The sequence below is a fragment of the Bacteroides sp. An322 genome (assembly GCF_002161765.1).
Lineage (GTDB): Bacteria > Bacteroidota > Bacteroidia > Bacteroidales > Bacteroidaceae > Phocaeicola > Phocaeicola merdavium.
This window is the reverse complement of the sequence record NZ_NFIN01000007.1, coordinates 115930-135612: the sequence shown is the minus strand read 5'-3', so window position 1 is coordinate 135612 and position 19683 is coordinate 115930. Positions and strand designations below refer to the sequence as shown.

At 43.0% G+C, this 19683-nt stretch carries 16 protein-coding genes and 1 tRNA gene; 7 read left to right on the top strand and 10 right to left on the bottom strand.

Features of this window, described 5'->3' with window-relative positions; translation table 11 throughout:
- Positions 1-2: 2 nt before the first annotated feature.
- The 3 genes from B5F91_RS05910 to B5F91_RS05900 all read left to right on the top strand — a co-directional run bounded on the left by B5F91_RS05910 (position 3) and on the right by B5F91_RS05900 (position 3916).
- A complete protein-coding gene (locus B5F91_RS05910) occupies positions 3-521 on the top strand; it encodes a methylated-DNA--[protein]-cysteine S-methyltransferase (protein ID WP_087428163.1) in 519 nt (172 codons plus the stop codon).
- A 22-nt stretch (positions 522-543) separates the two neighbouring features.
- A complete protein-coding gene (locus B5F91_RS05905) occupies positions 544-1080 on the top strand; it encodes an HD domain-containing protein (protein ID WP_087428162.1) in 537 nt (178 codons plus the stop codon).
- An 88-nt stretch (positions 1081-1168) separates the two neighbouring features.
- Entirely contained in the window at positions 1169-3916 is a 2748-nt protein-coding gene (locus tag B5F91_RS05900; protein WP_087428161.1) for a putative LPS assembly protein LptD, read from the top strand.
- A gap of 126 nt (positions 3917-4042) precedes the next feature.
- On the opposite strand, the gene ung is transcribed toward B5F91_RS05900, so the two are convergent.
- Entirely contained in the window at positions 4043-4705 is a 663-nt protein-coding gene (ung, locus tag B5F91_RS05895; protein WP_087428160.1) for a uracil-DNA glycosylase, read from the bottom strand.
- A gap of 157 nt (positions 4706-4862) precedes the next feature.
- Positions 4863-5903: an aspartate--ammonia ligase gene (gene asnA / locus B5F91_RS05890; protein ID WP_087428159.1), complete on the bottom strand. Its 1041-nt coding sequence runs from the start codon at positions 5901-5903 to the stop codon at positions 4863-4865.
- Positions 5904-6165: 262 nt separating this feature from the next.
- Between asnA and B5F91_RS05885 the strand changes: the two genes are divergently transcribed.
- The 4 genes from B5F91_RS05885 (at position 6166) to B5F91_RS05870 (ending at position 9128) form a co-directional block, all read left to right on the top strand.
- A tRNA-Arg gene (locus B5F91_RS05885) sits at positions 6166-6237 on the top strand.
- A 330-nt stretch (positions 6238-6567) separates the two neighbouring features.
- Positions 6568-7569, top strand: a complete 1002-nt coding sequence (locus B5F91_RS05880; RefSeq protein ID WP_087428193.1) for a DUF6340 family protein — start codon at positions 6568-6570, stop codon at positions 7567-7569.
- 55 nt (positions 7570-7624) lie between these two features.
- Entirely contained in the window at positions 7625-8074 is a 450-nt protein-coding gene (locus B5F91_RS05875; RefSeq protein ID WP_087428192.1) for a hypothetical protein, read from the top strand.
- Between the two features lie 55 nt (positions 8075-8129).
- Entirely contained in the window at positions 8130-9128 is a 999-nt protein-coding gene (locus B5F91_RS05870; protein ID WP_087428158.1) for an MBL fold metallo-hydrolase, read from the top strand.
- Between the two features lie 90 nt (positions 9129-9218).
- Here B5F91_RS05870 and lysA read toward each other — a convergent pair whose 3' ends face one another.
- The 8 genes from lysA to B5F91_RS05830 all read right to left on the bottom strand — a co-directional run bounded on the left by lysA (position 9219) and on the right by B5F91_RS05830 (position 19430).
- Positions 9219-10379, bottom strand: a complete 1161-nt coding sequence (lysA, locus tag B5F91_RS05865; protein WP_087428157.1) for a diaminopimelate decarboxylase — start codon at positions 10377-10379, stop codon at positions 9219-9221.
- A gap of 103 nt (positions 10380-10482) precedes the next feature.
- Complete coding sequence (locus B5F91_RS05860; protein WP_087428156.1) at positions 10483-11805, bottom strand: aspartate kinase; 1323 nt, start codon at positions 11803-11805, stop codon at positions 10483-10485.
- Positions 11806-11924: 119 nt separating this feature from the next.
- Complete coding sequence (locus tag B5F91_RS05855; RefSeq protein ID WP_087428191.1) at positions 11925-12605, bottom strand: ATP-binding cassette domain-containing protein; 681 nt, start codon at positions 12603-12605, stop codon at positions 11925-11927.
- Between the two features lie 6 nt (positions 12606-12611).
- A complete protein-coding gene (gene hisIE, locus B5F91_RS05850; protein ID WP_087428155.1) occupies positions 12612-13223 on the bottom strand; it encodes a bifunctional phosphoribosyl-AMP cyclohydrolase/phosphoribosyl-ATP diphosphatase HisIE in 612 nt (203 codons plus the stop codon).
- A gap of 49 nt (positions 13224-13272) precedes the next feature.
- Positions 13273-14028, bottom strand: a complete 756-nt coding sequence (gene hisF / locus B5F91_RS05845) for an imidazole glycerol phosphate synthase subunit HisF (protein ID WP_087428154.1) — start codon at positions 14026-14028, stop codon at positions 13273-13275.
- Positions 14029-14042: 14 nt separating this feature from the next.
- Positions 14043-14765, bottom strand: a complete 723-nt coding sequence (gene hisA, locus B5F91_RS05840; RefSeq protein WP_087428153.1) for a 1-(5-phosphoribosyl)-5-[(5-phosphoribosylamino)methylideneamino]imidazole-4-carboxamide isomerase — start codon at positions 14763-14765, stop codon at positions 14043-14045.
- A gap of 1 nt (position 14766) precedes the next feature.
- Positions 14767-15363 carry an imidazole glycerol phosphate synthase subunit HisH gene (gene hisH / locus B5F91_RS05835; RefSeq protein WP_087428152.1) on the bottom strand — a complete coding sequence of 199 codons (597 nt, stop codon included), beginning with the start codon at positions 15361-15363 and terminating at the stop codon, positions 14767-14769.
- A 44-nt stretch (positions 15364-15407) separates the two neighbouring features.
- Positions 15408-19430, bottom strand: a complete 4023-nt coding sequence (locus tag B5F91_RS05830) for a hybrid sensor histidine kinase/response regulator transcription factor (protein ID WP_087428151.1) — start codon at positions 19428-19430, stop codon at positions 15408-15410.
- Positions 19431-19683 lie beyond the last annotated feature (253 nt).

Sequence of the window (19683 nt, the reverse complement as noted above, 5' to 3'; positions counted from 1 at the left end):
TTATGCTAAAAGAGAAGAAAATTCGAATACAATCCTATTTGTCGCCTTGCGGGGAATTGGTGTTAGGATCTTTCGAGGATAAACTTTGCCTTTGCAATTGGACTATTGAAAAACATCCGGGCAGGGTGGACAGGAGGTTACAGACCGGATTGAAAGTGGATTATGAAGAAGGCATGTCGGATGTGATTCAGGAAGCAATGAAACAGTTGGATGCTTATTTCCGGCTGGAACGGAAGAGCTTTGATGTGCCTTTATTGACCGTAGGGACTGATTTTCAGAAACAGGTGTGGGACGCTTTGCAAGAGATTCCGTACGGCAAGACTTGTTCTTACGGTGAATTGGCAGAGCGTATTGGGCAACCTAAAGCTGTGCGTGCCGTAGCCAATGCGAACGGTGCCAATGCCATTTCTCTATTTATTCCTTGCCATCGGATTATCGGAAGCGATTATTCGTTGACGGGATATGGAGGCGGACTTGAAGCCAAGAAGTTTTTATTGGAATTAGAGAAAAGAGGAAAATAAATCGTTATAATATAAATAAGGTATGAATCCATTGACATTGATTGATAAATTCTATCCGGAAGAGAATGAATTGAAACATATTTTGTTGGTACATAGCCGTTCGGTTACGGACAAGGCACTTGCTTTGGCTAAAAAACATCCCGAGCTGGATTTGGACCTGAACTTTATCGAAGAGGCTGCGATGCTGCACGACATCGGCATTTTCCTGACCGATGCGCCGGATATTCAGTGTTTCGGCACTCATCCGTATATTTGCCATGGCTATTTGGGGGCGGATTTGGTGAGGAAAGAAGGCTTTCCGCGCCATGCTTTGGTATGCGAACGGCATACGGGGGCAGGGCTTTCGTTGCAGGATATTGAAGAACAGAACCTGCCTGTTCCGCATCGGGATATGCTTCCGGTCAGTTTGGAAGAAGAGATTATTTGCTTTGCCGACAAGTTTTTCTCGAAAACCAAATTGGATAAAGAAAAGAGTCTTGAGAAGGCACGGAAGAGTGTAGAAAAGCATGGAGGCAACGGCGTGCAGCGTTTCGACCGCTGGTGCAAGTTGTTTTTATAGTCTTAAAAATACATTAAAAACAGAAGCATCTGCGTTTATTTACGGGAGAATGCTTACTTTTGCAGCGCATTGTGTAAAAAAAGAATGAATGACGTCATTTAAGAAAACTACATATTTGTTCTTGTCTTTGTTTTTTATGAGCTGTTGTTTTTCGTTATATGCTGAGGTTCAGCGTGTAAAGGGGAAACGGGCGAGAAGAAACAATGCAGAACTTCGTACAGATTCTCTACAATCAGATTCGTTGTTGCTCGATTCGTTAGCGACAGATAGTCTTATGGCTGATTCGTTGGCTTCAGACAGTACGGATAAACAGCCGTTGGATGCCCCGGTAATTTATGAAGCGAGTGATTCGATTGTCTTTACCAAGGGAGGGTATGCTCATTTGTATGGTAACGGAAAAGTGAATTATCAGAATATCGAACTGACTTCTGCTAAGATTTCCATGAATATGGATAGCAGTACAGTATTTGCTGAAGGTGTGGTAGACACGGCAGGAGTAAGTTCAGGCACTCCGATATTCAAAGATGGAGAAACACCATACGAGTCGAAAACCATGCGCTATAATTTCAAGACCAAGAAAGGTTTCATTAACGATATTATTACCCAACAAGGAGAAGGATATGTGACCAGTGTGAATGCGAAAAAAGGTCCAGATAATGAAATTTATATGACGAACGGAACCTATACGACTTGTGATGCTGATCATCCGCATTTCTATTTGAAACTTTCAATGGCGAAAGTGCGTCCTAAAAAGGATGTGGTTTTTGGTCCGGCACAGCTGGTGGTAGAAGATGTGCCTCTGCCTTTGGCTATTCCGTTCGGCTTTTTCCCTTTCAATAGCAGTTATTCTTCGGGGTTTATTATGCCGACATACGGGGATGAAATGAACCGTGGTTTCTATTTGCGTGACGGAGGATATTATTTTGCCATTAGCGATAAAATGGACTTAAAATTGTTGGGTGAAATTTATACGAAAGGTTCATGGGGGCTTTCTGTCGCTTCGAATTATAACAAGCGGTATAAATATAGTGGCTATTTTAATGCGAGTTATTTGGTAACAAAGACGGGAGAGAAAAATATGCCCGATTATGCCGTTTCGAAAGACTTCCGTATCCAGTGGAGCCATCGTCAGGATGCCAAAGCGAATCCGAACAGTTCGTTCTCGGCAAGTGTGAACTTTGCGACCAGCAGCTATGATCGTTCGAGTTTGAGTACGTTGTACGACCCTTCTTCGTATAGCAACAATACGAAAGCGTCTAGTATCAGTTATTCTCGTAATTTCCCTGAAATCGGATTGAATATTTCGAGTACGTTTAATATTACGCAGAATACGCGGGATTCTTCATTGAATATGACTCTTCCTGATGTAAACATTTCGTTGAGCCGTATCTATCCCTTTAAGCGGAAAAAAGCAGCCGGTAATGAACGTTGGTATGAGAAAATCTCTTTCCAATATACGGGTGCATTGACCAATAGTGTCAATACAAAAGATAACCTTCTGTTTAAGACTCCGTTATCGCAGTGGGAGACAGGTATGCGTCATAATATTCCGGTTGAGGCAAACTTTACCTTATTTAAGTATATCAACATTACACCTTCGTTTAATTATACAGAGCGTTGGTATACGAAAAAAATCATGCGCAATTACGACGAATTGGCGCATGAAGAAGTGCGTGATACTATTAATGGTTTCCATCGCGTGTATGATTATAATATGGCGGTATCAATGAATACAAAGCTATATGGTATGTATAAGCCTTTGTTTTGGAAAAGTAAGGATATAACTATCCGTCACGTTGTTACGCCAAGTGTGAGTTATACTTATACGCCAGACTTCGGCAGGTCGAAATTCGGTTATTATGAAACTTATACTTATACAGATGAAAACGGCGAGGTGCGTATGACCGAATATTCGCCTTTTGAAGGAATGCCTTACGGTGTGCCGGGTAAAGGGACTTCTCAGACCGTTGCTTTCTCTCTGAAGAATAATTTGGAAATGAAAATGGCTTCGGATAAAGATACGACAGGATATAAGAAAATCAGTTTGATTGATGATTTGAGTGCAAACTTGTCGTACGATATTGCCCAAAAGCGATGGAGCAACTTGACGATGAGTGCCCGTTTGAAGCTGACTAAGAGTTATACTTTTAATATGAATGCCACATTTGCTACCTATGCTTATAAGTTTGACGAGAATGGTAGAGTTGTGACAAGCGACCGGACCGAATGGTCATACGGACGTTTCGGACGTTTCCAGGGATATAGCGGTTCGTTCTCATATACTTTGAATAATGATACGTTTAAGAAATTATTCGGGAAAGGGGATGATAAAGACAAGGATAAAGATAAAAAGGGAGATTCAGAAGAAGAGGATGAAGATGATGATGAAAGTACGGCTAACGACCAGCCTTCGCCTAATCGGAAAACCGAGGATGCGACCCTTGATTCAGACGGTTATCTTGCCTTTAATATGCCATGGAGCTTGAGCTTGAGTTATAGTTATAGTATCCGTGAAAACACCAGTGCGAAGATTAATATTAAGAAAATGCGTTATCCGTATGCACTTACACATTCGTTGAATATTTCAGGAAATGTGAAAATCGGAAGCCGGTGGAACATTACGTATTCAAGCGGTTATGATTTTACATCGAAAGAGATGTCTATGACCACGGTGAATATTACGCGCGATTTGCACTGTTTTAATATGAGTTGCGGTTTGGTATTCGGTCCGTTTACTTCGTATAACTTCTCTATCCGTGCCAATTCGAGTATGTTGACCGATGCCTTGAAGTGGGATCAACGAAGCAATACGGGTAGTCAGGTTACGTGGTACTGATGTAGTTAATAGTTAATAATAAATAGTTAACAATGAATGATTAATAGCGGATGTGCTTCTGTTGACATTTACCGTTGTTAATTGTTAACTATTCATTATTAACTATTTAATTGTTCATTGAAAAAGTCACCATTGAATCGGTGTTTCCCCGTGCTGGATAAGATATTCATTGGTACGGCTGAAATGCTTGTTGCCGAAGAATCCGTGATAGGCAGAAAGGGGAGAAGGGTGTACCGAAGTCAATACTAAATGCTTATTTCGGTCAATAAAAGCACCTTTCTTTTGTGCATACGACCCCCATAGGATAAATACCAAATGTTCGCGGTGCTCTGCTAAGGCACGAATTGCTGCATCGGTAAATTCTTCCCACCCTTTGTTTTGATGTGAGCCTGCCTGATGTGCCCGTACTGTAAGGGTCGCATTCAGGAGCAGTACACCTTGTTCTGCCCAACGTGTCAGATTTCCGCTGGCAGGAATTGGAGTGCCTAAATCATCGTGTATTTCCTTGAAGATGTTTTGCAAAGAAGGTGGAAATGCGACTCCATCGTTTACCGAAAAACAAAGTCCGTGTGCCTGTCCCGGTCCGTGATAAGGGTCTTGCCCGATGATGACTACTTTTACCTTATCGAAAGGACAAAGATTGAATGCATTGAATATCAGTCTTCCGGGAGGATAAATTGTAGTAGCGCGGTATTCTTGCCGCACAAAATCAGTTAGTCGGACAAAATAGTCTTTTTCGAATTCGGGAGCCAGTACTTGTTTCCACGATTCTTCTATTTGTACATTCATAGTCGTTTGTTTTTTTAATTAAAACGCAGAGGCGCAAAAACGCTGAGCTTTGATTTTAGAGAGAATGCCAGATTTGCAGAAATGTATTTGGCTTTGTGGTCTTTGCCTTCTCTAAAAAATAGTTCCTTTGCGTTTTTGCGTCTCTGCGTTTGACGAATTATATCAACTGCATTCCTAGTTCCGCACATTCTTTCCGCATTTCTTCGGGCCAAATGCTGGCTTGGATTTCGCCGATGTGTGCTTTGCGTAAGTATAACATACACAAACGCGACTGGCCGATACCTCCGCCGATACTTAACGGAAGTGAGCCTTCTAACAAACGTTTGTGGAAATAAAGCCGGGTGCGTTCTTCTTTGCCTGTCAGTCTCAATTGCTTCATCATGGCGTCTTGGTCTACACGGATACCCATCGAAGACAATTCAAGCGCACGTCCCAATACACTGTTCCATACCAATAAGTCGCCGTTCAGACCGGGCAATCCGGTTTTGGGGTCAATAGTCGTATAGTCATCATAGTCTGGTGCACGTAAGTCATGCGGAATACCGTCACTCAGTTTACATCCGATGCCGATGATAAATACCGAGCCGTATTTCTCAGTAATGAGGTTTTCGCGTTCTTTAGGGGTCTTGTCCGGATACATATCCAGCAATTCCTGAGCATGGATGAAGTGGATGTCATGGGCAAGGAAAGAAGTGATTTGCGGATAGGCTTCACATATCATGTATTCCGTGCGGCGCATAGCGGCATAGATGCGGGTTACGATGCTTTTCAGGAATTCTACGTTACGTTGTTCGGGGGTGATAACCCGTTCCCAGTCCCATTGGTCTACATATAAGGAATGCAGGTTGCCCAGTTCCTCATCGGCACGGATGGCATTCATGTCTGTATAGATGCCATAGCCCGGCTCGATGTGATAATCGGCGAGGGTGACCCGTTTCCATTTGGCAAGCGAATGTACCACTTCCGCCTGTTGGTCGGCAAGGTCTTTGATAGGGAAAGTAACCGGACGTTCTACACCGTTCAGGTCATCATTGATACCCATTCCTTTCAATACAAAAAGCGGAGCGGTCACTCTTCGTAAACGCAGTTCCGATGATAGGTTTTGCTGGAAAAATTCCTTGATTTGTTTGATGCCCAACTCGGTTTGTTTCATATCGAGTAAGGGTTTGTAATTTACAGGTTTTATTAGATAGCTCATTGCTTTTTCGTTATTAGTTATTTATAAAGTTATGCAAAGGTAGGAATATTTTGTAAAAGTGCAATAGATAATTGAAAAATATTATCAGAATGTAAATATCAAAAAGCTTTCATAGGAAAAATGATATTCAAATAGCACATACGGATAGGATAAGGAGAAGATATGGATTTGGTGGTTGATTGCTAACATTCAAATAATTTTTTGGCTGAATCATTAGGATAGATAAAAGAATAATTGTATTTTTGTGCCGCAAATCGGAAATGCACCCGTAGTTCAATGGATAGAATATCGGATTCCGGTTCCGACGATTGGGGTTCGACTCCCCACGGGTGTACTAGAATTGAAAGGATACCAGCTTGATAATCAGTATGGTGTCCTTTTTCTTTTTTTTATTCTGAATTTTCGAAAGTGTTTTTCCAAAATCAATAGAGAATGTTTTTTATCGCACCCGGCTTCGTAAGCCGATGAAGCAGGATGCGTTGGCTGATGCACCCTGCTGCATCGGGCGATGAACCTATATGCATTTTTGTCAGTACTTGCCTGCCTTTTTGTCATTATCTGATTTCTTCTTTTTTCATGTATGATTTTGTGATAAATTGGTGTCGGATGAATGTATTTTCACTTTTTCTCTTTATCTTTGCTTCGTATAGAAAAGGATTATGATATGAAGATACGTGTTTTATATGTATTGTTGGCTGCATGGGGGATGATGTCGTGTGTTTCGGTGCAGACGATCGGTTTCGACCAGCTTTGTCCGGCGGAAGTCAGTTTGCCGGAAGGGGTAAGAAGCGTGGCTGTAGTCAACAATATGCCTTCGATACCGGAGGCTAAAAGAGGTATGGCTACCTTAGGGAGTTTGAATGGCGACGGAAAGCAGACGGCGGAGGCATTGGCTGGCGCATTGGCAGATGCTGATTATTTTAGTCAAGTGATTATTTGCGATTCTGCGTTGAACGGGAAAACTGCGTCAGACGATACGGAAATCCGTTCGTTATCGAAAGAAGAAATTGGTAGATTGATTCAAGATTTGGGAGTGGACATGTTGTTTTCACTTGACCGTGTTTTTGTGCAGAATGTAAAAAAGGAAATTCATTATCCGGGCATTTCGGAACCTTGGCCCGTGGTGCTGACGCAGGTGACTCCGGTTTTAAGCATTTATTCGCCTGTGCGTGAACGTCCCGTCCGTGTGGTTGCTCCGACGGATAGTTTGGATTGGGATTTGGACCGTATGCCTTCGGATAAGTTTTTGTTGGAACAGGTAGCGGAGTTTTCTGCTCATTTGTTGGCGCGTCAGTTGACTCCTTATTGGGAACATACCGACCGGGTATATTATACGGGTGGTTGTGTAGAGATGCGTGATGCGGCTGTATGTATTAGAGAAGGCGATTGGGCAGGTGCGAAAGAATTGTGGCTTTCTCTTTTCGAGCATCGCAAGTCGGATAAGGTAAAGGCGCGTGCCGCACTGAATTTGGCTTTGGCTTCTGAAATGTTAGGCAATTTGGAAGAAGCCCGGAAGTGGTTGGATGAAGCCCAAAAACGGGTAGAGCCTAATTCGGATGAGGAAATGATTTATAAATATTATGTCTTGAAGTTGGAGGAAAGAATGAAGGATTTTCCTCATTTGCAGATTCAGATGAGGCGTTTTGGAAACAATTTGCCGGAATAATGTTGTTATGACTGATTTTTTTTGTACATTTGGTCAAGTTTAAAAAGGAAAAATGATGGATATTAGTGAACAATCGCATGTTGCTATTGCTTCAGCACTGAAAGAAGCACTTAAAAGATATACCGGCACGGGTGAGGAATCGGTGCTGACAGACATTCATTTGCATCCGAATCAGGAGACTGGCGAAGTGGTTATTTCTGATGATGACGATGCGATATTGGCACGCACGGTGGTTAATGAATGGGTGAATTATGAAGGAGACGATTTCTATACAGTAGTCGAGCCGTTGCTTCGGAAGGAAGTGGTAACATTGAAAGAACAAGGATTGCTGGACAAGATTGCGCTGATGAAGCCTTATTCGTTTGTCTTGATAGATGACGAAAAGGAGTCTGTAGCAGATTTGTTGTTGGTAGACGATGATGAAACATTGTTCTTAAATGATGAATTGCTGAAAGGTCTGGACGAAGAACTGGATGCTTTTCTGAAAGACCTGTTGGAGAAGTAGACTTGTGTTGTTGACAAAAGTTTGTGAGTTTTCGTTAACTTAAAAATATAAGCCTATGGGAGAACGTATTACATTTCGTAAAAACGAACGGTTGCACACGGTTAATCCGCGTTGGCGTGGCAATCCTACGGTGGGAGGAAAGTTCTTTAACCGGCAGCATCGTTGGCGTCCAGGAATGGGCAGTGTGTTGAAATGGCGTTTGTCTCCTAATCCGCAACGAAAGGAAAAACGAACTATCAAATGGGAGCCGAAAGTGAATTTCTTGCGTTCGTTGGATGCAGTAGTGGGCAATTCCTTGATTTGGTTGGGACATAATTCGTTTTTCTTGCAATTGGGAGGGAAGCGGTTTATGATTGACCCGGTATATGGAAGCATTCCTTTCGTGAAACGCCGGAGCCAGTTCCCTGCCAATGTTTCTATTTTTAAGAATATTGATTACTTGCTTATCAGTCATGACCATTTCGACCATTTGGACAAGCCAAGTGTGGCGCGTCTGTTTGCGGATAATCCGCAGATGAAATTGTTTTGCGGCATTAATACGGGCACGTTGATTCAGAGTTGGTTTCCGGCAATGGAAGTAATAGAAGCAGCTTGGTATCAGCAATATGAGGCTGACGGAGTGCGGTTGACATTCCTTCCTGCCCAGCATTGGAGTAAGCGAGGGGTGAATGACGGAGGCATGCGGCTTTGGGGGTCTTTTATGATTGAAGCGGGCGGAATCGTGATTTATAACAGCGGGGATACGGGGTATGCGCAACATTTTGGTGAGTTGCCCGAATTATTTCCGCATATTGATTATTGTATGGTAGGCATAGGTGCTTATAAGCCCCGTTGGTTTATGAAGCCGAATCATATCTCACCATACGATGCATTGACAGCTTCAGCGGATATGCATGCCTATATGACTATTCCCATGCATTATGGAACATTTGATTTATCGGACGAACCTCTGTTTGACCCTCCTCATGTATTTGGAATGGAGGCAAAGAAACGTAATATGCCTGTCATTATTCCGGAATTGGGAGAAATTATCAAATTGAAGCCTTTGCGGTAAAGTTTATCATACGCATAGTAAAATGAAGAGGGTGTATCAAAAAGCTAATTTTTATTTTGACACACCCTCTTCGTAATTCATAAATGAATTTTATCCTAGTTCATCCGATGTATAAGCTTTTGGGAGCTGACGGCAATTATATTGTGATGCCATGATTTCCCCGTAGGCTCCGGCTGAACGGAGGGCAAGGAAATCTCCTCTATGTACTTTGTTTAAATCGATGGCTTTGCCGAATACGTCAGACGATTCGCAGATGGGGCCTACCACATCGTATGCTTCTACCGGTTCTTCGGATGAGATGTTTTCTATTTTGTGATAGGCTTGGTAGAGGGCAGGGCGGATAAGGTCGGTCATGCCTGCATCTACAATGGCGAATTGTTTGTTAGTGCCTTGTTTCACGTAAGTCACCCGTGTGATGAGGCTTCCGCATTGTCCTACTACGGCACGCCCTAATTCGAAGTGCAAGGTTTGTTGCGGGCGAAGTCTCAAATGTTTGTGGTAAGTAGCGAAATACTCGGCAAAATTGGGAATAGGCTGGCGGTTGGGGTGTGCGTAGTCGATGCCCAATCCTCCGCCTACATTGATGTGCTCCACGATGATTTGGCGTGCATAGAGCTTTTCTTGCAATTCGTTTACCCGGTTGCATAATGCGATAAAGTCTCCCATGTCTAATATTTGGGAACCGATGTGGAAGTGCAGCCCTACGAATTTTACATGATTCATTCCCAAGGCACAATCTATCACTTTGTCCATATCCTGCATGCTGATGCCGAATTTGTTTTCTGCAAGTCCGGTCGTGATGTTGGCATGTGTATGTGCGCCTACATCGGGATTGATGCGGAAGGCGATGCGTGCGATTTTGCTTTTGGCTGATGCCAGTTCGTTGATGACTTCCAGTTCGGGTATCGATTCTACATTGAAGCAGAAAATGTCGTGGTCAAGTGCTAAATTGATTTCCTTATCGGTTTTTCCTACGCCTGCAAATACAATCTTGCTGGCTGGGAATCCGGCTTTGATAGCTGCTTCTATTTCACCTCCGCTGACGCAATCCACGCCTAATCCGCTTTCGCGGATGATTCCCAAGATTTTAGGATTGGCATTGGCTTTAATGGCATAGTGTACGCAGAATTTGTTGTACTTGCCTGCTTCGGTGCGGATGGTTTGCAAAGTTTCGCGCAACAGGTCGGCATTGTAATAATAGAATGGGGTTTCTATCTCACGGAATTTGTTTATTGGAAAAGTCCCTTTCATAATGGTAGAGTTTTGTATTTGGTATTGGTGAAACAAAAAAGCGGATGATGCGGTTTTGTGCAACAACCGTACCATCCGCTTTCGTTTGCATAGATTGTCTCGTTTATGCTTTGTTGTTAAACAGCGTGTCACTCAGTGATTGCAATGCTTTCTTCTTGTCGGCTTCGCGAATCAAGAAAGAAATGTTATAGTTGCTGCCTCCGAATGAAATCATACGTACGGGGATGTCGCGCATGGCATCGAGTGCTTTGGCTTCGAAGCCTACGTTTTCCCATTCTAAATCACCTACGACACAAACGATACACATATCGTGGTCAACGGTTACGGTGCCGTATTTCTTCAGGTCGTTGACAATTTCGTTCAGGTGTTTGGTATTGTCTATCGACATTGATACACCTACTTCCGAAGTGCAGACCATATCGATGGATGTTTGGTAGCTTTCGAATATCTCGAATACCTTACGCAGGAATCCGTGAGCCAACAGCATGCGGCTCGACTTGATTTTAATAGCTGTAATGTTGTCTTTGGCAGCTACAGCCTTGATTTTCCCTTTTTCGGTATCATTTGAAATCAAGGTGCCGGGAGCAGTCGGTTCCATGGTATTCAGCAAGCGTACAGGGATGTTGGCGTATTTTGCGGGCTGGATGCATGTCGGGTGCAGGATTTTAGCACCGAAATATGCCAGTTCTGCAGCTTCTTCGAAATGGAGTTGGCGTACCGGAGAAGTCTTGTCGACTACACGCGGGTCGTTATCGTGCATACCGTCGATATCGGTCCATATTTGTATTTCAGACGCATTAACGGCTGCTCCGATAAGTGAAGCGGTATAATCGCTTCCGCCTCGTTGCAGGTTATCGATTTCGCCGTATGCATTGCGGCAGATGAATCCTTGAGTGATGTAAATTTCTTGTCCCGGATGTGCTTCGAGTTGAGCTTTCAATTTCTCGCGGATGTAATTCAGGTCTGGCTCGCTGTTCTTGTCGGTACGCATGAAGTCGAGTGCCGGAATCAGATAAGCCTTTACTCCTTGTTCACACAAGTAATTGGTAACCATGTTTGTTGAAATGATTTCACCTTGTGCGAGAATCACTTTTTCTTCGAATAAAGTAAATATATCTTTTGTAAACGACCGGATGTAGTCGAATACCGACTTGACAAATTCCAGCGTTTTCTGTTTATACTCTTCAGTAGAATAAAGTTCATCGATGTGCTGTTTGTATTTGCTTTCCAGCCTATTGATGATTTCATTCGCACCTTCAGGATTTTTCTTGTACAGATAATCCGAAATTTCAACCAATGTGTTGGTTGTGCCCGACATGGCAGACAAAACAACAAGTTTCTGTTCGCCATCGGTAATTAATTTGGCAACATCTTTCATTCGTTGTGCAGAGCCGACCGATGTTCCTCCAAACTTTAAAACTTTCATTTTCGAATTCTTTAAAATGTTCTGTTATAAATACTTTTCTTTAATATTCGCCGCAAAGATACGAATATTTTACGTTTTTTTTATGCTTTGCGGATTAAATCTCTGTCTCTTTGTGTTTTTTAGGATTCGCCTATCCGTTGCAATTGATGTTGTTCGCAACGGTAAACGATGCCCGGATATTCTGAAAGCAGGTTCAGGTTGTGTGTCGTCATGACGATGGCTGAGCCTTGCTTGCATATTTCTTTCAAGAGCTCTACGATGTTCCTTCCGGTTTCCACATCCAGGTTTCCGGTAGGCTCATCTGCTAAGATGATATCCGGCTTGTTCAGAATGGCACGGGCTATGACGATGCGTTGCTGTTCGCCTCCCGATAATTCATTGGGCATTTTATAGCCTTTGTTTTCCATGCCTACCAGCCTGAGCACTTCTTCTATCCGGTTTTCGATTTCGCTTTTTTGCTTCCAGCCTGTAGCCCGCAACACGAACTCCAGATTATCGTGTACACTCCGGTCGATTAATAGTTGGAAGTCTTGGAATACGATACCCAACTTGCGGCGCAGTTCAGAGATTTGCTTTTGCTTCAGCTTTTTGACGTTATAGCCTAATACATTGGCTTCTCCTTCGGCTATGTCCAGTTCTCCGTAAATGGTTTTCAGGAAGGTAGATTTCCCGCTTCCCACTTTGCCGATGATGTACACGAATTCGCCTTTATGCAGTTCGAAATCTACATCGTGCAGGATGCAGAGTGCTTGTTGGTTGATTTCTACTCCTTTATATAGGATAAGCGGTTCTTCGTTCATCATGCGTCAATGTTTTTTCCAGCTTTCGCTATGGCGTTCTTTCAATTCCCGTGCCAAGTCTTCGATGCGGTACCCTTTCGAGGTGAGCAATACGATGAGGTGGTATAGCAAGTCGGCACCTTCGTAAATCAGGCGTTCGTCCGTACCGTTGCAGGCTTCGATAATGGTTTCTACAGCTTCTTCGCCTACTTTCTGTGCCATTTTATTGACACCGGACTTGAACAGGCTTGTGGTGTATGACTTTTCGGGCATTTCTTCATGACGCTTGTCGATAAAGTCTTGCAGTTCTTTCAGGAACATGATGTCCTGCTCGTTCTTTTCTCCCCAGCAAGTGTCTGTGCCTGTGTGGCATACGGGACCTGTAGGGTGTACTTGGATAAGCAACGTATCGTTGTCGCAATCGTTCTTGACGGATACGACTTCGAGGAAATTTCCGCTGGTTTCTCCTTTGGTCCATAAGCGTTGCTTGGTTCGGCTATAAAATGTAACTTTACCTGTTTCCAAGGTCTTTTCGTAAGCTTCTTTGTTCATAAATCCAAGCATAAGCACTTTTTGGGTATAGCTGTCTTGGATAATAGCAGGGACTAATCCGTCCATTTTATCAAAATCGGGTTGCATGGTCTTTCTTGTTTTTGGTAATGTTCATCATTAGGTTATATCTAATCAATTAAATTCTCACGTTAATGCCTTCTGCATGGAGGTAAGCCTTTAGTTCCGGTATGGGTATTTCGCCGAAGTGGAATACGCTTGCCGCTAATGCCGCATCGGCTTTTCCTGTCTCGAAAGCGTCTTTAAAATGTTGTTTGTTTCCGGCGCCTCCCGAAGCAATAATCGGGATGGTCAGTTTATCGCTAAGGGTAGCCAAGGCTTCATTGGCATAGCCGTTTTTTACTCCATCATGGTTCATGCTGGTGAAGAGTATTTCTCCGGCACCTCGTTCGTTAGCCTCGTGTGCCCAATCGAATAAGGTCTTGTCGGTCTCGATTCGTCCGCCGTTCAAATAGCATTTCCAGCCTTCCGAGGTCTGGCGGGCATCAATCGCCACGACACACACTTGCGAACCGAAATGGCGGGCAATGTCATCGATGAGTTGCGGGTTTCGGATAGCGGAAGAGTTAACCGAGACTTTATCAGCTCCGGCACCTAACAGGCATTCTACATCGCTTAGTTCGTGAATGCCTCCGCCTACGGTAAACGGGATATTGATGCATGCGGCGATGCGTTTTACCAAGTCGGTGAATGTTTTCCGTCCTTCGTGGCTGGCTGTAATGTCCAAGTAAACCAGTTCGTCTGCACCCTGGTCACTATATAGTTGACCTAATTCTACCGGGTCTCCCGCTTCGCGCAAGTTGACGAAATTAGTGCCTTTTACGGTCTGCCCGTTTTTGATGTCCAGGCAAGGTATGATGCGTTTTGCTAACATGTCGTGTCTCCTTATTATATTATATAGCGGCTTAACTCTTTTAGAGAAATCCGTCCTTCATAAATCGCTTTTCCGAATACCACAGCTGGAATGCCGGCTTCGTCCAGTTTCAGGATATCTTCCATGCCGCTGATGCCTCCGCTGGCTATCAGGTGCAGTTCGGGATGGGCTTCCATGATGCTGCGATATAAATCGAGTGCAGGTCCTTTCAGCATCCCGTCGCGGCTGATGTCCGTACAGAGCACTTTCGTTACACCTTTATTTATATGTTGGTTTAGGAAAGGCATCAGTTCCTGCGGGCTTTCTTCTTTCCATCCGTTGATAGCGATGCGGTTATCCTTAACGTCCGCGCCTAAGATAATTTTCTCGTTCCCGTAAGTTTGTAGCCATTCATCGAATAATTCCGGATGTTTTACCGCCACACTTCCCAATGTTATCATTTCGGCACCGCTATCGAACGCTATTTCAATGTCGCCCGAAGTCTTGATGCCTCCGCCGAAATCAATGATGAGCGAGGTTTGGGTGGCTATCTGTTCCAAGGTACGGTAATTGACTACATGTTGGGATGCCGCTCCGTCTAAGTCGACTACATGAAGTCTCCGGATGCCGTATGCTTCAAACTCTTTGGCAACCTCTAACGGATTTTCGTTGTAGACTTTCTTTGAATCGTAGTTTCCTTGTGACAAGCGTACACATTTTCCGTCTATAATGTCGATGGCAGGGATAAGCTCTATCATGTCAGTATGCTAAATTTAAAAAGTTCTGTAATATACGTTCGCCGGTCTTTCCGCTCTTTTCAGGATGGAACTGAGTGGCATAGAAATTGTCTTTATGCAGGGCAGAGCTGAAAGGCAGAATGTAATCGGTCTGTGCAGCCGTAAAATCGTTTAGCGGAACATAATAGCTATGGACGAAATAGACAAACTCGTCTTTGCCGAAGCCCTTGAATAGTTCCTTGTCGGTGCATTGGATGGTGTTCCATCCCATGTGGGGTACTTTGTCTTCATGCCGGGCTGGCTGGAAACGTTTGACATCGGTATCGAAGATACCCAAACACGGGACATCGCCTTCTTCCGAATGCCGGCACATCAATTGCATGCCCAGGCAAATACCCAGCACGGGTTGTTTTAAACCGGTTATCAATTGGTCTAATTGATGTGCCCGAAGGTATTCCATTGTGTTTTGGGCTTCACCTACTCCCGGAAAGATGACTTTATCCGCCTTCCGGATGAGTTCCTTGTCGGAAGTGATTACCGGTTCTATTCCTAACCGGCGTAAGGCATAATCTACCGAGAAGATGTTTCCCGCATTGTATTTGATAATCGCTACATTCATGCTTTTTTACTCTTGTTTCTTTTAGTTTTTGCAAAAATAGCGAATTATTGTTGATTTCCTAATATATCTGGCAAAATATCCTTCGAAGAGTTGTTTATGAACTCTCCTGGCTTCATTCCGAACTGCTTTTGAAAACATTTAGTAAAATAAGACGGATTGTTGAATCCTACCATATAACAGATTTCATTGATGCGGTATTTATTTTCAGCCAATAAGGAAGCCGCTTTTTTTAAGCGCACCAGTTGGATAAGTTCATTGGGGGTGATATTTGCCAATGTTTTTATCTTGGCAAACAATCCGGAACGGCTAATGCATAATTTTTCTGCCAAAAAATCAACAGATAATTCTGGGTTCGAGAAATTTGCTTCAATAATTTCATTCAATTGGGTGAGGAATTGGTTGTCTATCTTATTATTGGCAATGCTGTTTAAAGGAACTAATGGCATTTTCGAGAATTTTTGGCGTAACAAGTTCCGCATTGTAATCAGGTTCTTGATACAAGCCTCTAAATATTGCACCGAGAACGGTTTTTCGATGTAAGCGTCTGCCTGACAATCCAATCCTTCTATTTTTGAATCCACATCAGTTTTGGCGGTTAATAGAATGAAGGGGATGTGGCTTGTAGCCGGATTGGCGCGTACTGCTTTACAGAACTCTACACCGTTCATGTGCGGCATCATCCAGTCGCTGATGATAAGGGTCACATCGTTCTCTTTTAATTTCTCTAGTGCTTCTATACCGTCTTCAGCCAGCAAAATGTTATATCGGTTTGTGAAATTGTTTGCTAAAAAATTTAACATCTCTTGGTTATCATCTACAATCAGCATGACAGGTTTGCTTTTTGTAGTTGGGCGGGCAGGGAATTCCACTATGGTTTCCTGCAATATGGTTGGTTGGGTATTCATTTCTTTGCTTGGGATATCTTCTTCCTGTTCTTCGGCCTGTTCGATAGGCAAAGTAACGGTAAACGAAGATCCTTTCCCTTTCTCGGATTCAACTTGAATCTGTCCTTTGTGTAATTCTACAATGTTTTTAACGATACTCAACCCGATGCCTGTCCCCGGTTTGTTGTCCGTGGCTTGGAAGAAAGGATTGAAGATTTTCTTTTGGTCTTCTTCGCTGATGCCGATGCCATTGTCTGTCACTTGTATGGTAAAGGTTTGTTGGGCTGGCTGGACGGTACAGGTCAAGATGACTTGGTCTTTGGTATATTTGCTTGCATTAGTTAATAGATTGCTGACCAGTTTGGTTATAGCTTCACTATCTATTATGGCGGTAAATTCTTCATTCGGGTAGTTGACTTCAAGCGTTGCACCACGCTGGTTGATGAAAGGCTGGAAACGTTCGCACACGGCTTTTAATAAGGCATAAATCGATTGGCGGGTAAATTTCATCTTCATACTTTCTTCCTCTACTTTGCGGAAATCTAATAACTGGTTTACTAAAAAAAGTAACCGTTGGCTATTCCGGTCAATAATGTTCAAATCTTCGCGGACCGATGAGGGTAAAGTAACGGTTGAGTTCATGATTTTTTCCAAAGGTCCGATGATAAGCGATACCGGTGTGCGGATTTCGTGGGCAATAGTCGTAAAAAACTTGATTTTGGCTGCATGTACTTCTTTTTCTTTGTTTTCGTTGAGCCGGTTTATTTCGATAGTATGTTTTTTTTCTGTACGTTTGATGATCAGTCGGATAAAGAGTCCTAACGTGATGATGAACATAACGAAATAAAGTAGCTTGAAAGCGGTAGACCAATAAAATGGCGGATGAATAGTGATTTTCAAGCTTGCCCCTTGCTCGTTCCATACCCCATCATTGTTACAGGCTTTTACTTTGAATGTATAGGTTCCGGCTGGCAAATTGGTATAAGTTGCCTTGTTTTGTGAGCCTACGTGATTCCATTCTTTATCAAATCCTTCCAGTTTATAAGCGTATTGGTTCTTAGCAGGTGTGCAATAGCTGAGGGATGCATATAATAGGCTGAATACGTTATCTTTATAAGATAATTCCAATTCTTCGGTTTGATTTAAAGCCTTAGGCAATGTCTTGCTTCCTACGGGTACGGTTTTATTGAATATCTCCAGTTCGGTGATAACTACGGGAGGAATTACTTGGTTGGTCTTTATTTGATGTGGATAGAAAGCATTGAAACCATTGACCGACCCGATATAGATTTTTCCGTCAGACGCTTTCATGCCCGCATTAGGCAAGAATTGGTCACTTTGTAATCCGTCGTTTTTTGTGAATACTTGACAACTTTCGCCTGGAACGTAACGTACCAGCCCTTTCGTTGTGGTTAGCCATAGAATATGCTGGTCTTCAATGATGCAACATATATTGTGGCTGGGGATATCCAGCGGGATAGTTTCAAATTCGTCTTTTTCCGCATTGTATTTGCATAACCCGTTCATTGTGCCTGCCCATAAGGTGCCATGACGGTCTATCAGGCAACAATTTACTTGGTCATTGGCAAGTGAATTAGAGCGGGCTGGGTCGTGGGTATATTTTTTCCATATACGCTTTTCGGGCTGGTATTTGAATAACCCTTTTCCTTGTGTTGAAAACCACAAGTTCCCTTTGTTATCCTGGTCGATGTCGATGGTAAGGGCATTCAATGTTTTGATGCAGGTGAAATTATCTTTCTCCTTATTATATAAGTGAATGCTGCTCATGGAAGCCACCCAAATCTGTTCCGAGCGGTCTTTGAATATCGCATACGAACTGCTTCCGTCCAAGCCGTTGGGGGTTTCCTGGGATGGGAAATACTTTTTGAATGCACCTGTTTTCAGGTTTAGGACATTTACTCCTCCCGTATAAGTCCCGATCCAAAGCTGGTCTCCGTCAAGGCACAAAGCGTGTACATTGTGGTAAGAGAGGCTGTTTTCCCCTTCGTTGGCATTATAGTGCGTAAATTTTTGGCTTTGGGGAGAATAGCAATCCAGTCCTCCGTCATCTGAAGCAATCCATATATGTCCGTTTTTGTCTTCGCAAAAGCGTCCGATAACTCTTCCGTTAACCGAATTGGTATATTGCGAATGGGCAAAACATTCGAATTGGTCGGTTTTGGGAGAAATGTAGTTGACTCCTCCATAGTAAGTGCCTATCCATATACCGCCTTCCCTGTCCTTAATAATGGGATATACAAAGCGGTTTGATAAAGGGTAGGGGGAAGTCTCATTTTCTGTAAACAACTGATAATCTTCGGTTATCGTGTTGAACCAAAGCAAACCGTCATCCGACCCGATGAGTAATTGGTGGGGAGCGTATTCCATGAGCGAATGGATGTGGGTAATGCCTTTTGTGTCATCGGGATGAAGGTAGGTAGTGGTTTGTCCGCTATATTTATCTATTTTATGTAAGCCGCATTCCCACGTCCCTAGCCATAGATTATGTTCCGAATCTTCCAAAATAGCCAATGCCTGTGAGTCATGTTTGTGGGAATCAGAATAATGTAACGGAAAAGGTTCGAATTTGTTTTCTGCTTTATTGAGTTTATAGATACCCCATTTCCCTTGATTGCTGACCGCCCATATTTGGTTCTCATTGTCCGCTAAAATATTATATATTTGTCCAGATACATCCGAGAAAGCATATTGTTCCATATCATGTTTCGAGGGGATGTATTTGAATACTCCTTGCTGGTTGGTCGCAATCCAAATATTCCCTTCTTTATCTTCCGTGATGTGGTTAATGATACCCTTGATGCGTATATTGGGGGATATGGTTTGGTCAAAATGCTTGAATCGGGAGGTCTCAAATGTATAGATATAAATTCCCTCATCGGTTCCTATCCACAATTCTTTATCTGTGGCATGAAGGGCTGATATGAATTTGCCCGGACCTTCCGGAGAAATCGTATACGTCTTTATTGTTGTACCGTCATAGCGGTTCAAGCCTTCGTCTGTCCCTATCCATAGAAAACCCGAATGGTCTTGCGTAATGGCACGTACAGAGTTGGAGGCAAGTCCGTTTTCCACGGAAAGGTGGCGGAATCGGAAATTTACAGGTTTCGCCAGTAGCATTGCCGGTATGAGGATGCAACAGAGTAGCAGGAGTCGTTTTGCCATAGTCTTTGATTTTTCTTTTTGGCAAAGATACTAATTTTTTTGAAAACGCCTTTATGAAGTTTATCCAATTGGCTTTATCAGGCAATGAATATAAGTGAGATGCCTGATGCAGTTAACTTCGTAAGGGAATTCATTTAACTGGAACTGGCAATGAAATCGATTGGATGGATGAAAATATCGTCTAAATCATGAAAATATTGTCTAAAATGACTTGTAGAGAGCTGTTTACGGATGATTTTGTCATTCTTATAGA